Consider the following 13,010-nt stretch of genomic DNA (forward strand, 5'->3'; position numbering starts at 1 on the left):
CACATAATAATGTGAACATCACTCAAGCCGCTCCGGTCGGTCAGGCTCGCGTCCGGCTCGCGCTCACTCTCGGCGCGTTGAGCGCGTTCCCGGCCATGGCGATCGACATGTATCTGCCGGGGATGCCGCTCATGGCCGAGGACCTTCGCGCAGAAGCCGGGCTCGTCCAGCTCACGGTCACGGTGTTCGTCGCCGGTCTGGCGGCCGGGCAGCTCGTGGTCGGTCCGCTCTCGGACGCCTGGGGGCGACGCCCCCTGCTGGTCGGTGGGCTGGTCACCTACGTCGTCGGCTCCATCGCCTGCCTCGTCGCCCCGACGGTGGGGTGGCTGATCGCCGCCCGGGTCGTCCAGTCCCTCGGCGCCGCCGCCGCGACCGTCCTGTCCCGCGCTGTCGTTCGAGACCACTTCGAGGGCAGCGCGATGACCCGGTTCCTGTCCACGCTGATGCTCGTGAACGGCATCGCGACCATCGTGGCTCCGGTCCTGGGAGGCCAGCTGCTCGGCGTGGCGCCGTGGCGTGCCGTCTTCCTCGTGCTCGCCCTCGTGGGAACCGGGCTGCTGCTCCTGGTCGTGCTCCGCCTTCCCGAGTCCCTGCCCCGGGAGCGCCGGCAGCCCGCACACCTGGGCGCCAGCCTGCGCACCTTCGCGCAGCTGTGCCGCGATGGCTCGTACCTGCGCTACGTGCTGGCCGCGGCGCTGATGTTCGCCTCGATGTTCGCGTACATCTCCGGCTCGTCCTTCGTCCTCCAAGAGGCCTACGGGCTCAGCACCCAGCAGTACAGCGTCGTCTTCGCGGCCAACGCTCTCGGCATCGCGCTCTTCGGCCAGGCCAACACCCTGCTCGTCGGCCGGGTCGCCGACGAGCACGTCCTCCTGGGAGCCAGCCTCGGCATCGGCACCGTCGCCGGGCTCGGTGTCCTGGTGGCAACCCTCTTCGCCCTGCCCCTGGCGGCGCTCCTCGTGTGCCTCTTCCTCGTGGTCTCCGTGCTCGGCCCCGTGCTTGCCAACGCCACCTCACTCGCCATGGCGCACCACGCGTCCTCAGCCGGGACCGCGGCCTCGGTCCAAGGCGTGGTCCAATACCTCGTCGGTGGCCTGGTCGCGTCGACCATGGCAGCCCTCGGCGAGGCCAGCGCGGTCGTGATGGGTGCCGCCATCTTCCTCAGCGCCGCAGCAGCACTCCTCGTGTTCGCAAGCGGCCGCCGCGTACTGCTGCCATCGGCGCACGAGAGCGTGCGACTGCAGGGTGCTGCCGTGCCTGCCCCGGCCGGTCGCCCCTAGCTGTGGGTGTGCCGCAGGACCGTGTCGACGGTGTAGTCCGCGATCTCCTGGCCGTGGCGAGTTCCCGTGACCACTGCGTCGCGGAAGTGGTAGCCGACGTAGATGCGGGACATGGCGTTCTCGGTCTCCGCCTCCGAGAAGCGGGTGAAGGCACGGATCGTCGGCGTCGGGTCGGCGCACGTCTCACCTGCTGGCAGCGTGTAGCTGCAGGTCGAGAAGGCCATCTTGTCCGTGTGGAAGAACCGGCGCAGGACCTGCGCGGCGGCACCTCCCTCAACGGCGTGTCCCGAGTCGTAGTCGGGGATGGGTGGCGTCTCGACCAGCGGGGTCCACGTGGGGTCAGGCGTGGTCGCATCGTTCCCGTCGATGTCGGCGAGCCGGATCGCCGTGATGGGCCGCCAGAACCGGTACAGGTACTTGGCCTTGAACGAGCCGACGTATCCGTCCGTCAGCGCCATGTTGAGCAGGCCGAAGAGCCGTGTGCTCTCCCACGCGTCCAGGTGCCTCGTCTCCGCGGCCTCCCGAGCGATCCGGTTCCACATCAGTGGCGAGCTCTCGAGGAAGAAGCGAGCGATCTCGGTCTGGTCGGCGGTGCGCGCCGACGGGGTCGTGATCCCGTCGCCGCCCAGGCTCTGCACCTCGTTGACGTCTGCGGCGTACTCGGCACTCGTCACCGAGTAGGGCGGCCCGGGGAGGAACTGTGATCCGCTCTCGAGGGCGAACGGCACCAGGTCCTCTCCCAGGTGCGGTGCGAAGGCGAACGGCGTGCCGGGGGTGTATCGGTACTCTCCGGGCGCTGTGCCCTCAACGTATGCCGGGTCGGTCAGCATCGTGTCGTACCCGTCGGAGGCCCGCATGGCCAGCACTGCGGCTGCCGCCTCGCGGCCCAGTGAGAGGCCGCTCGACTTCGCGCTGCTGTCTGCGATGTCGGCGAGGGCCGCGGCGTAGTCGTCCTCCACGCTCTGCACGCCGGCGACGATGCACCCTTCGGGAAGGAAGAAGTCGAACGACTGGAGGGTGGTCACGAGCACGTCGCGAGAAGCGGCGGCGGTCGCCGCCGCGGTCGACGCGCCCGAACGTGGACTCAGGTGGGCGGCATACGGCTCGGAACGGGGGGCGATGGCGTTCAGCGCGTCGTGCACGGCGAGGTGCATCATCGCGTACATGCGCGCCTCCTGCGGGCCGTAGCCACCGAGGAAGCAGGCGGCTACCGCGGCGTGCCCGGCGTTCTCGTTCCAGTCGACGACCACGTTGGTGCGCGTGACCGAGGTCGGTGGTCTGCCCTGGGCTTGAACCTCCGAGAGTCCCATGCCTGTCACGGCTGTTGCGATGGCCACCGTGGCGGTGGCGAGGGCACGCTTTCGAAGATGCATGACGGCCTCCTGGACGGATTCCCCGAGGAGTCTGGCCGGATGCCCGGGCTTGCCGCCGGAGTCATCGTCCAGCGTGCAATCATCCTCACGACCAAGGGCCCTGTCCGGCGAACGCGCGATCGGACTCATGGTCATTGACCGCGCAAGTCCAACAACTCCACAGCAACACACCGAGGAACCACCAACACACCGCGATCCGATCCGGGTGTGTTGGTGGTTCCTCGGTGTGTTGCGGGATCATCGGACGTTTCACCGGTGCGCGGGCCCCTCGAGGAGCAGACTGCTGTGGGGGAATCCACGACTGCAGAGCCGACGCACGGTGTGATGGGGGACTCGATGACCGAGTTCGAGCGGCCTGGCGACGACGCGGCCACCAGGGAACGCGCCATCGAAGCGCGACTGGCCGGGGTGCAGCAGCAGCTCCGCGCCACGAGCGACATCCTCAGGGTGCTGACGACGTCGACGACGACGGGGACCTCGAGCCGGGACCACGTGTTCGACGCCGTGGTCGACAACGCTCGGCGCCTGCTCGACGCGCAGGTGGCCCAGATCTATCTCGTCAAGGGCGACTCCTACGTGCTGGCTCGCTCCAGCGGCCTGACGGCCGAGTTCGTCGACTTCGTCGCGCAGCACCCGATCGCCCGCGACCGGGCCACGCTCGTCGGGCGGGTCACCATCGACCGGACCATCCACCAGATCGACGACGTGCTCGCAGACCCCGACTACCGCCGCACCGACTACCAGCGGGTCGGCGGCTTCCGGACGATGATGGGCGCACCCATGGTCGTCGGCGACCAGGTCGTCGGCGCCCTGAACGTGTGGCGCACCGAGGTCGCACCCTTCGACGAGAACGACCAGGCGCTGCTCATGACCTTCGCCGAGCAGGCGGCGCTCGCCCTGCGGCACGTGGAGCTCTTCGGGGACCTCGAGAGCCGCTCGGCCGAGCTGGCCCGCAAGGTCGAGCAGCTCGAGGCGCTCTCCGAGGTCGGGGCGGCGATCAGCTCGACGCTCGTGGCCGACGAGGTCCTGACGACGATCGTGTCGCACGCCGTCCAGCTCTCGGGGACCGACGGCGGGTCGCTCATGGAGTACGACGAGGCCAGCCGGCTCTTCGGCGTCCGCACGGCCTACGGCACCAGCCCGGAGGTCATCGAGGCCCTGCGGGCTGCCGAGATCCACATCGACCGGACGTGGGTGGGGCGCGCTGCTCGCACGCGTGAGGTGCTCCAGATCCCCGACCTCGACGCCGAGCCGGCGCCGCTCGACCCGCACCTTCGGGTGCTCCACGCGTCGGGCTGGCGCTCGCTCGTCGCGATCCCGCTCGTGCGGCCCGACCGCGTCGTCGGGGCTCTCGTCGTGCGGCGCAAGTCGACCGGCGCGTTCAGCGAGGAGACGTGCGAGCTGCTGGCCGCCTTCGCCAGCCAGTCGGCCGTGGCCCTGACGAACGCCCGCCTCTACCAGCAGCTCGAGCAGCAGAGCGTCGAGCTCGCCGAGGCCAGCCGGCACAAGTCGGAGTTCCTCGCGAGCATGTCGCACGAGCTGCGCACCCCGCTGAACGCCGTCATCGGTTTCTCCGAGGTGCTCCTCGAGCGGATGTTCGGCGAGCTCAACGAGCGCCAGGAGGACTACCTCGAGGACATCCACGCCGCCGGGCGACACCTGCTCGCCCTGCTCGGCGACATCCTCGACCTGTCCAAGATCGAGGCGGGCCGGATGGAGCTCGACCTCACGACCTTCCCGATGGACGACGTCCTCGTCCAGGCACTCTCGCTCGTGCGCGAGCGGGCCGCGCTGCACGGCATACGGCTGACCCTCGATGCGACCGCGATCGGCTCGGTGACCGCCGACGAGCTGCGCCTCAAGCAGGTGCTGCTCAACCTGCTCACCAACGCCGTGAAGTTCACGCCCGACGGTGGCAGCGTGGACGTGCGGGCGCGGCGCGACGGCGACGAGGTCGAGGTGACCGTCACCGACACGGGAGTCGGCATCGACCAGGCGGACCAGGAGCGGATCTTCGACTCGTTCCAGCAGGGTGAGCGGACGGCGTCGTCGAGCGAGGGCACAGGCCTCGGACTGACCCTGAGCCGGCGCATCATCGAGCTGCACGGGGGCCGGCTCTGGCTGTCGAGCACCCCGGGCGAGGGCAGCACCTTCGGCATCTCGATCCCGCAGCCGGAAGGTGCCGCGCCACCGGTCGAGGACGAGCGGTGGATGATCGACGACGCCTCCGCGACAGGGCCGACGGTCGTCGTCATCGAGGACGACCCGCGATCCGCAGAGCTGGTCGACCTGCACCTGCGGGCGGCCGGGCTGCGTGCGATCGGGGCCGCAACGGGGGAGCAGGGGCTCGAGCTGGTCCGCTCCGAGCGACCCGTCGCGGTCGTGCTCGACATCCACCTGCCGGGCATGAACGGGTGGGAGGTCCTGACCGCCCTCAAGACCGACCCCACGACCGCGGACGTCCCCGTCGTCGTGGTCAGCGTCGAGCCGGAGCGTGGCCGCGGTTTCGCCCTCGGTGCGACCGAGTACCTCGTCAAACCGGTCAGCGGCGACCATCTCCTGGCGGCCGTGACCAGGGTGCTGCCGCAGCGGCGGCCCGACGGTGTCGCCGACACCGGCCGGCTCAGCGTCGTCGTCGTCGACGACGACCCTTTGGCGCTCAAGCTCGTGCGCAGCACGCTCGAACCGCTCGGCTGGGAGGTCCACACCTGCACCGGTGGGCAGCAGGCGGCCGACGTCGTGCGAGCCGTCGCGCCCTCGGTCGTCGTCATGGACCTGCTCATGCCGCAGGTCGACGGCTTCGCCGTGATCGACGAGCTGCGTCCCGAGCGCGACTCCGAGGGACCCCCGATCGTCGTCCTGACCGCGAAGTCGCTGACGCCGCAGGATCGTTCGCGCCTCGAGGGACGCATCGCCTTCGTCGCGGAGAAGGCCGGACTCGACCTGCCGCGACTGGCGCGACGCCTCGCGGCCGTCGCCGCCGCGCACGTCGCCGGGGAGGAGAAGCCATGAGCCGCCCACCCGTCGTCCTGCTCGTCGAGGACAACCCCCGCAACCTCAAGCTCGCGCGCGACGTGCTGGAGTATGCCGGGTTCTCCGTCGTCGTCGCCACGACGGGTGAGGAGGCGGTGGAGCAGTCGCGCACAGCGCTCCCCGACGTCATCCTGATGGACCTCCAGCTGCCCGGCATCGACGGCTTCGCCGCCCTCGAGCTCATCCGCGGGCACACCCCGACCGCACACATCCCGGTCGTGGCGCTCACCGCGTTCGCGATGCGCCGGGACCGCGAACGCGTCCTCACCGCAGGCTTCTCGGGCTACCTCGAGAAGCCCATCAGCGTGCGGGAGTTCCCCGCGCAGGTGCGCCGTCACCTGCCGCGTCCCGACGACCCACCGGAGCGGTGATGACGATCCCGGGCGACGCGAGGCCGCAACCGCCCACCGGCGTGCGGGTGCTCGTCGTCGACGACCTGGAGACGAACCGCAAGCTCATGCACGCCGTGCTGGAGCCGCGGGGGTTCGTCGTGCACTCGGAGCAGTCCGGGGAGGCGGCGCTCGCGGCCCTGGCCGAGCTGGACGTCGACGTCGTGCTGCTCGACGTGCTCATGCCGGGACTCGACGGCTACGAGACGTGCGCGCGGATCAAGGCCGACCCGCGTACCGCGTTGCTGCCGGTCGTCATGGTGACGGCGAGCGGCACGCAGCAGCGGCTGCGCGCGCTGGAGGTCGGTGCCGACGACTTCATCACCAAGCCCTTCGACCAGGCCGAGCTCATCGCACGGGTCCGGTCGCTGGCCCGGGTCAAGCGGCTGCACGCGACGATCGTCGAGCAGGCCGCGGCGCTCGAACGCTGGAACGCCGAGCTCGAGTCGCGGGTGGCCGCGCAGGTCGAGGACCTGGAACGGCTGAGCCGCCTGCGCCGCTTCCTGTCGCCGCAGATCGCAGGCCTCATCCTCGAGACGGGCGACGAGTCCTTCCTCGAGAGCCACCGGCGCGACATCACGACGGTCTTCACCGACCTGCGGGGGTTCACGGCGTTCGCCGAGACGTCCGAGCCGGAGGAGACGATGTCGGTGCTCCGGGACTACCACGAGGCCCTCGGCGAGCTCGTCTTCGCCTACGAGGGCACGCTGGAGCACTTCGCCGGTGACGGCCTGATGGTGTTCTTCAACGACCCGCCGCCGTGCCCCGACGCCCCCGAACGCGCCGTGCGGATGGCGCTCGACATGCGCGACCGCATCGACGAGCTCACGGCGTCGTGGCGCCGGCACGGACACGACCTCGGCTTCGGGGTCGGCATCGCGCAGGGCTACGCGACGCTGGGCCGGGTGGGCTTCGAGGGGCGCTGGGACTACGCGGCCATCGGCACCGTCACGAACGTCGCCGCTCGCCTCTGCGCCGCGGCCGCCGCCCGCCAGATCCTGATCAGCCCTCGCGTCCGGGCCGGTCTCGACAACGGGTTCGAGACCCGCCCCATCGGACCGCTCGAGCTGCGCGGCATCTCACGCCCGCTCGAGGTGCACGAGGTCATCGGCGTCCTCGGTGACCACCCGACCGCCCCGCAGGAGGCCCCGCCATGAACGAGCCCACGATGACCGCGCCCGCGCCGGCCGGGTTGGCCGACCTCGACGAGGAGGCGCGCGGCAGGCTCTTCGACACGCTGCAGCGTCGGTTGCCCCAGGTGTGGCGGCGCTTCGGACAGGGCGACGCGCGCGAGTCGGTCGTCGTCGTCCCGTCCATGAGCCTCGACCGCATCGGCCCGTCCGCCGGGGCGATGAACCAGGCCCTGGAGGAGCGGTTCCTCTTCCTGCTCCTGCTGCTTCGCCAGCCCTGGCTCCGGATGGTCTACGTCACCTCGATGCCGATCAGCCCAGCCATCGTCGAGTACTACCTGTCGCTGTTGCCCGGGGTCATCCCGAGCCACGCGCGTTCGCGCCTCGACCTCGTCTCTGTCGGCGACTCCTCGCCGACGCCGCTCACGGACAAGCTCCTCGCCCGCCCGAGGCTGCTGGCCCAGATCGCCTCGCTCGTGCCCGATCCGGAGCGCTCGCACCTCATCCCCTACAACAGCACGACCCGAGAGCGTGACCTCTCGCTCACCCTCGGCATCCCCATGTATGCCGCCGACCCGCGGCTCTACCCGTTGGGCACGAAGACCGGGTGCCGGAGAGTCTTCGCGGAGGCGGGTGTGGAGCATCCGTTCGGTGCCGAGGACCTGCACTCGGTCGACGACCTCGTGGGCGCGGTGCTCGACCTCCACGCTGCGCGACCGGACGCCGAGTGGGCGATGGTCAAGCTCAACGAAGGGGCCTCGGGTTCTGGCAACGCCCTCGTGGACCTGCGGGACCTGCCTGCCGGCGACGGGGACGACCCGTGGGACGTGGGCCGGCGCGCCGCCGTCGCCGAGCGGCTGGCCGCGATGCAGCTCGAGGACGCGACCGTGCCCCTCGACGCGTACCTGCGCCGTCTCGACGAGAGGGGCGGCATCGTCGAGGAACGCATCGTCGGCGACGAGGTCCGCAGCCCGAGCGTGCAGCTGCGCGTGACGCCCCTCGGCGAGCTCGAGATCCTCTCGACGCACGACCAGATCCTCGGCGGGCCGACCGGTCAGCTGTACCTCGGCGCTCGCTTCCCGGCGGACCCGGCCTATGCGATGACGATCACCAGAGACGCGGCAAAGGTGGGGCGCGTGCTCGCCGAGAAGGGCGTGCTGGGCCGGTTCGCCCTCGACTTCGTCGTCGTGCGGCGCGGTGCGGACTGGGAGGCGCACTGCATCGAGATCAACCTGCGCAGGGGCGGCACGACCCATCCGTTCCTCACGCTGCAGTTCCTCACCGACGGCACGTACGTCCACGAGGAGGGCCGCTTCCGCACCCCGTCCGGCGCCGAGCGCCACCTCGTCGCGACCGACCACCTCGCGGACGAGTCCCTCAAGGGGCTGCGTGTCGAGGACCTCTTCGACCTCGTGGCCCGGGCGGGCCTGCACTTCGACCAGTCGCGGCAGTCCGGCGTCGTGTTCCACATGATCAGCTCGATCACCGAGTGCGGCCGGGTCGGCATGACCGCGATCGGGGACACGCCAGACTCCGCCCAGGAGGTGTTCGACCGGGCGGAGTCGGCGTTGCTCGCCGAGGCGCGTGCGTCGCTGGTGCCGCTCCCGGTGCCGCAGCCGGTGCCGCAGCCGGTGCCGCAGCCGGTGCCGCAGCCGGGGCGTCTCGGCGGGGATCTGCGGTGACGGCTCAGGGGGCGATGGACGCCGAGTGGATGAGGGCTCCGATGAACGCCTGGTGCCAGGTGAGGGGAGCCGCTGCCGCTCGGGCGGACGCCCCGCCGCAGCCGCACTCCCAGGTCCAGCCACCGCTGGCCGGCCGGGTGACCCGGGGGTGGTGGTGCGCCAGGTCCGGGTGGACGCGCCGTCGTGTCGTGGTCGTCATGTCGGTTCCCTCCCTCACTGCGGGGTTCGTCACCTCCGCCTCGGTGGATGTGCTCGATGCCGACGATCCCGTGCGCACGCACCGGCGTCTGTGCGCGCGGCGACACACGAGGCGTGCTCGTGCACACCCGGGCCTGCGGCGGGGGGCGACGTGACGATCGATGTCGGCCTGCTCTCGGACCTGAGCCCGCAGGAACGTCGTGCGGTGCTCGCCCGAATGCATCGTCACACCTACCGTGCGGGCGACATCGTCTGCTACGAGGGCGAGTCCGCCGACACCGTGCACTTCGTCGTCGAGGGCCGCGTCGTCGCGCGGCGTGCCTCCGAGGCGGGCGACGTGCACGCCTATGCCGTCCTCGGGCCCGGCCAGGCGTTCGGCGAGCTCGCCATGATCCGCAGGGACGGGCGACGCACCGCCACGATCGAGGCGATCGAGGCTACGGTGACGATGACCTTGGGCTACGCAGACTTCGAACGGCTCTGTGCCGTCCATCCCGAGGTCAACCGGCTGCTCCTGCGGCTCCTTGCAGCTCGGGTGGCGAGGCTCACCGACGCGCTCATGGAGGCGCTGCACGCACCAGCCGAGCAGCGCGTGCTGCGAAGGCTGCTCGCCCTCTGTGGCTTGTACTCCTCACCGGGACAGGGCAGCTCGCCGATCATCATCGCGATCAACCAGACCGGCCTGGCCGAGCTGGCCGGGGTCACCCGGCCGACGGCCAACCGCATGCTGCGGCGGCTCGAGGCCGAGGGCGTCATCGAGCTGCTCCGAGGGCGCATCACCGTGCGCGACCTCGCGGCTCTCCGCCGTGCGGCCGGTGTCACGGGCCCATCCGGTCGCGCCTGACGGCGCAACCCGCCCGCCGGAGCGCGAGGCTCGGCAGGCGGGTTCCCGATGGTTCGTCGGTCAGGTCGAGTCGGTCACCTGGGCACGACGTAGCGAGGGTCGGTGACGCCGCCCCGGTCGGCCAGGTCGACCTCGGGCTGGACGGCGGTGCACTGCATCGAGAGGCTGCAGCGCTGGAGGGTGTTGCTCGCCGCGGGCGACACCGGGTCGGACGTGTTGCGCGAGATGAGGAGCGTCGACTCGTCGTCGTCGAGGTGCCACGACCAACCGGACACGACCTTGTCGCCTTTCCCGCCGAGGACGACCTCGCCGTCGCTGACCTTCACGACGCCGGCGATGAACCAGTCCCCGCCGTCGATGTAGTGGGAGCCGACGAGGTAGGTGCCCTTGCTGGAGAAGGCGGTCGGCATGAACATCGACGGGTTCTCGCCCGCACCGCACTTCTCGACGGTCCGCGGGAAGGAGGGCTTGGTCAGGTCGACGACGGCCCAGCAGACCTCGTCCATCGCGTCCGTGGGTACGAACCACTGCAGCGCGGCGCGAGTGCGGTCGCCGGAGACCGCGACGACGTGCGCGGGCAGCTCCCTCGTCGCGCCCGTCTCGACGTTCCACTCGAGCGAGCCCAGGGAGGCGTCGCCGTTGAGGTAGGCGACGTCGCCGACGATCGAGGCCACCTCGCGGGGGTCTCTGCGCTGGCCGATGACGGACCCGTCCGCCGCGTACACGACGAGAGTGTCGGCGGCGCCGCTCTTGGCGAGCACGCGCGTTCCGTCGGGCGACACGGCATACGTCCCCGAGACGCCGATCGCCTTCAGAGTGCGGAATTCGGGCGACAGGATCTCGATCTCGCTCTGGGCGCCGCCGGTGCCGAGGTGCGACTGGAGGACGAGCCCGCCGTTCGCGAGCACGGTGAGGTTCTCGACCACGGTGCCCTTCTCGAGGCCGATGACGGTGTCGCCGACGCGGATCGTGTCGTCGAGGGCGTACGTGTTGCTGCGGTTCGCGACTGGGCTCGCAGGGGGTGCACTCCCGGTTGCCGACGGGTTCGGGCTGTCGGTGCCCGCGGGTGTGGTGGCGGCTGTGCTTGCCGGGGTCGTCGGGACGGAGCTGCTCGGCGACGGAACCGACGTCGTCGAGGCGGTCAGGGCGGGGACCGGCGACGTGCCCGAACGGCTCGACCACACGGCCGGAACGGCCACAGCGATGACGGCCACCGCGGCCGCGGCACCGAGGGCGGCGCGGTTGCGCCGGTCGCGGCGTCGCTTGGCGATGGCGACCGGTGCGAAGTCGCCGGGCACGTCGACCCGGTCGGCCTGCCGGCGGAACAGGGTCTGGAAGCTGTGCTCCTGCTGGTCTGGCGTGGTCACGGCGTGACCTCCTTCATGGTGCCGCGCAGCGATCGGATCGCGCGGCTCGTGTGGCTCTTGACGGTGCCGACGGAGCATCCGAGGACCTCCGCGGTCTGGGCCTCGGTGAGGTCCTCGTAGTAGCGCAGGACGACGGCGGCCCGCTGCTGCGGCGCGAGGGAGCGCACGTGCGCCCACAGCTCGCTGTCGTGGGGTGGCGCATCGAGCGCGGCGGGGTCCATGACCCGGATCAGCTCGCTGTCGGTGCGTTCGCGGTGACGCCAGGCCCGGCGCCACCAGGTGGTGTGTTCGTTGACCATGACCTTGCGCACGTACGCGTCGGGCGACTCGACGGCGCTGATGTGGTCCCACTTGGCGTAGACCTTCGCGAGGGCAGACTGGACGAGGTCCTCGGCGCTGTGCGGGTCCCCGGTGAGGAGGTACGCGAACCGGGCGAACGCCTTCTGTCGCGCTCGCACGTAGGCCGAGAAGTCGGCCTCGCGCTCGATGTTTCCCATGGGACGCCCTGTCTGGAGTGGTTGGACACTCTCTCGACGCGTTGACCCGCCCCGAGGTTGTCATCGCCGACGAGGGACTTTTGCTCCAGTGTCGCGCCCGTGGGGTGAGGGTGCAGGCTGTTGCAGTGATCTACCACCTGGCTGAGCAGTCCCACTGGGAGCAGGCGCGGCGCGACGGCACCTACGCGAGGTCGACGCGCGGACGCTCGCTCGCCGAGGAGGGGTTCATCCACGCGTCGTCGGCGCAGCAGTGGCCGATCGTGCGACGGCTCTTCTGCGGCGACGTGACCGAGCCGCTCGTGCTGCTCCACATCGACGAGTCGCGCCTCGGATCGCCCGTCGTCAACGAGGTCGGCAACCCGGAGACGGGGGAGACGTTCCCGCACGTCTACGGGCCGATCGAGCTCGACGCCGTCGTCGACACGACCGTCCTCGACCCCCCGCACGCCTGACCCGTCGAGGGGCACGATCTGCGTCCTCTCACTCGTCGAGCGGCCAAGGGGGGGGCGGTCACTCCGGACGGATGCGGCCCCGGCCCGACTTCACGTCGGCCCGGCGCTTCTTGCCCGCCAGGCGGCGTTGTTGTGAGCCACGGGTCGGCTTCGTGGGCCGGCGCGCAGGCGGCGGCGGAGCGAGGGCTTCGCGGAGCAGGTCGGCGAGCCGCGTGCGTGCCGCGGCCCGGTTGCGCAGCTGCGACCGGTGCTCCGAGGCGGCGACAGTGAGGCGGCCGCCGACCAGCCGGCCGGCCAGCGCCTCGACGGCACGCTCGCGCTGCGTCTGAGTGAGCGCGCTCGACGTGCCGGGCTCGAAGACGAGCTCGACCCGGCTGTCTGCCGTGTTGACGCCCTGCCCACCGGGGCCGGACGAGCGGCTGAAGCGTTCGACGAGCTCGACGGCAGGGATGACGACACCTCGCCGCAGGCCGGGAGCCGGAGCGATCACGAGGTCACCGCCGGGCTCGTTCACGCTGCCATTGTGCGCCCCGCGGCTCTGTGCCGAGACGGGTGGAAGAGCCCACTCGAGTGGTGGGGGCAGGTCGAGTGGGCACTTTGCACCGTGGGTGCGCGGGTGAAAGTGCCCACTCGAGTGGTGGGGGTCAGGTCGAGTGGGCACTTTGCACCGTGGGTGGGCGGGTGGAAGTGCCCACTCGAGTGGTGGGGGTTCAGGTCGAGTGGGCACTTTGCACCGTGGGTGGGCGGGTGAAAGTGCCCACTCGA

12 protein-coding genes are annotated in these 13,010 nt (G+C 71.0%); 7 read left to right on the forward strand and 5 right to left on the reverse strand.

Translation table 11 applies throughout. The features are described 5' to 3' along the window. The first annotated feature begins 11 nt into the window (after positions 1-11). Positions 12-1,280, forward strand: coding sequence for a multidrug effflux MFS transporter (locus ACFQU3_RS08815; RefSeq protein WP_385908775.1), 1,269 nt, complete (start codon positions 12-14; stop codon positions 1,278-1,280). On the opposite strand, the gene ACFQU3_RS08820 is transcribed toward ACFQU3_RS08815, so the two are convergent. After that, a complete protein-coding gene (locus ACFQU3_RS08820; RefSeq protein ID WP_385908777.1) occupies positions 1,277-2,653 on the reverse strand; it encodes a vanadium-dependent haloperoxidase in 1,377 nt (458 codons plus the stop codon). The genes ACFQU3_RS08815 and ACFQU3_RS08820 overlap by 4 nt on opposite strands. Positions 2,654-2,989: 336 nt before the next feature. Here ACFQU3_RS08820 and ACFQU3_RS08825 point away from each other — a divergent pair, with 336 nt between their 5' ends. The 4 genes from ACFQU3_RS08825 to ACFQU3_RS08840 are packed head-to-tail and all read left to right on the forward strand — an operon-like array spanning position 2,990 to position 8,887. Continuing rightward, a complete protein-coding gene (locus ACFQU3_RS08825; RefSeq protein WP_385908779.1) occupies positions 2,990-5,665 on the forward strand; it encodes a GAF domain-containing protein in 2,676 nt (891 codons plus the stop codon). Next, positions 5,662-6,057: a response regulator gene (locus tag ACFQU3_RS08830; RefSeq protein ID WP_385908781.1), complete on the forward strand. Its 396-nt coding sequence runs from the start codon at positions 5,662-5,664 to the stop codon at positions 6,055-6,057. Before ACFQU3_RS08825 ends, ACFQU3_RS08830 begins: the two co-directional genes overlap by 4 nt. Continuing rightward, a complete protein-coding gene (locus ACFQU3_RS08835) occupies positions 6,057-7,232 on the forward strand; it encodes a response regulator (protein WP_385908783.1) in 1,176 nt (391 codons plus the stop codon). The genes ACFQU3_RS08830 and ACFQU3_RS08835 overlap by 1 nt, the downstream gene beginning before the upstream one ends. Further along, positions 7,229-8,887, forward strand: a complete 1,659-nt coding sequence (locus ACFQU3_RS08840; RefSeq protein ID WP_385908785.1) for a peptide ligase PGM1-related protein — start codon at positions 7,229-7,231, stop codon at positions 8,885-8,887. Before ACFQU3_RS08835 ends, ACFQU3_RS08840 begins: the two co-directional genes overlap by 4 nt. Before the next feature lie 4 nt (positions 8,888-8,891). On the opposite strand, the gene ACFQU3_RS08845 is transcribed toward ACFQU3_RS08840, so the two are convergent. Next, a complete protein-coding gene (locus ACFQU3_RS08845; RefSeq protein ID WP_385908787.1) occupies positions 8,892-9,086 on the reverse strand; it encodes a hypothetical protein in 195 nt (64 codons plus the stop codon). A gap of 150 nt (positions 9,087-9,236) precedes the next feature. Between ACFQU3_RS08845 and ACFQU3_RS08850 the strand changes: the two genes are divergently transcribed. Further along, the gene (locus ACFQU3_RS08850; RefSeq protein ID WP_385908789.1) at positions 9,237-9,929 is read left to right on the forward strand and encodes a Crp/Fnr family transcriptional regulator; all 693 of its coding nucleotides are present in this window, start codon (positions 9,237-9,239) and stop codon (positions 9,927-9,929) included. 74 nt (positions 9,930-10,003) lie between these two features. On the opposite strand, the gene ACFQU3_RS08855 is transcribed toward ACFQU3_RS08850, so the two are convergent. Both ACFQU3_RS08855 and ACFQU3_RS08860 read right to left on the reverse strand, forming a co-directional pair. Beyond that, positions 10,004-11,296 (reverse strand): hypothetical protein, encoded by a 1,293-nt coding sequence (locus tag ACFQU3_RS08855; protein ID WP_385908791.1) that lies wholly within the window; start codon positions 11,294-11,296, stop codon positions 10,004-10,006. Then, positions 11,293-11,793: a SigE family RNA polymerase sigma factor gene (locus ACFQU3_RS08860; RefSeq protein WP_385908793.1), complete on the reverse strand. Its 501-nt coding sequence runs from the start codon at positions 11,791-11,793 to the stop codon at positions 11,293-11,295. The genes ACFQU3_RS08855 and ACFQU3_RS08860 overlap by 4 nt, the downstream gene beginning before the upstream one ends. 125 nt (positions 11,794-11,918) lie before the next feature. On the opposite strand from ACFQU3_RS08860, the gene ACFQU3_RS08865 reads away from it, so the two are divergent. Beyond that, positions 11,919-12,245, forward strand: a complete 327-nt coding sequence (locus ACFQU3_RS08865; RefSeq protein ID WP_385908795.1) for a DUF952 domain-containing protein — start codon at positions 11,919-11,921, stop codon at positions 12,243-12,245. Between the two features lie 58 nt (positions 12,246-12,303). Here ACFQU3_RS08865 and arfB read toward each other — a convergent pair whose 3' ends face one another. After that, positions 12,304-12,759, reverse strand: a complete 456-nt coding sequence (gene arfB, locus ACFQU3_RS08870; RefSeq protein WP_385908797.1) for an alternative ribosome rescue aminoacyl-tRNA hydrolase ArfB — start codon at positions 12,757-12,759, stop codon at positions 12,304-12,306. Positions 12,760-13,010 lie beyond the last annotated feature (251 nt).

The organism is Terrabacter sp. GCM10028922 (assembly GCF_042666095.1).
GTDB lineage: Bacteria > Actinomycetota > Actinomycetes > Actinomycetales > Dermatophilaceae > Terrabacter.

Excerpts from the sequence above, each read along its gene's own strand:
- ACFQU3_RS08825 (WP_385908779.1), top strand. The coding sequence starts at position 2,990 with ATGACCGAGTTCGAGCGGCCTGGCGACGACGCGGCCACCAGGGAACGC.
- ACFQU3_RS08820 (WP_385908777.1), bottom strand. The coding sequence starts at position 2,653 with ATGCATCTTCGAAAGCGTGCCCTCGCCACCGCCACGGTGGCCATCGCA.
- ACFQU3_RS08845 (WP_385908787.1), bottom strand. The coding sequence starts at position 9,086 with ATGACGACCACGACACGACGGCGCGTCCACCCGGACCTGGCGCACCAC.
- ACFQU3_RS08860 (WP_385908793.1), bottom strand. The coding sequence starts at position 11,793 with ATGGGAAACATCGAGCGCGAGGCCGACTTCTCGGCCTACGTGCGAGCG.
- ACFQU3_RS08830 (WP_385908781.1), top strand. The coding sequence starts at position 5,662 with ATGAGCCGCCCACCCGTCGTCCTGCTCGTCGAGGACAACCCCCGCAAC.
- ACFQU3_RS08840 (WP_385908785.1), top strand. The coding sequence starts at position 7,229 with ATGAACGAGCCCACGATGACCGCGCCCGCGCCGGCCGGGTTGGCCGAC.
- ACFQU3_RS08835 (WP_385908783.1), top strand. The coding sequence starts at position 6,057 with ATGACGATCCCGGGCGACGCGAGGCCGCAACCGCCCACCGGCGTGCGG.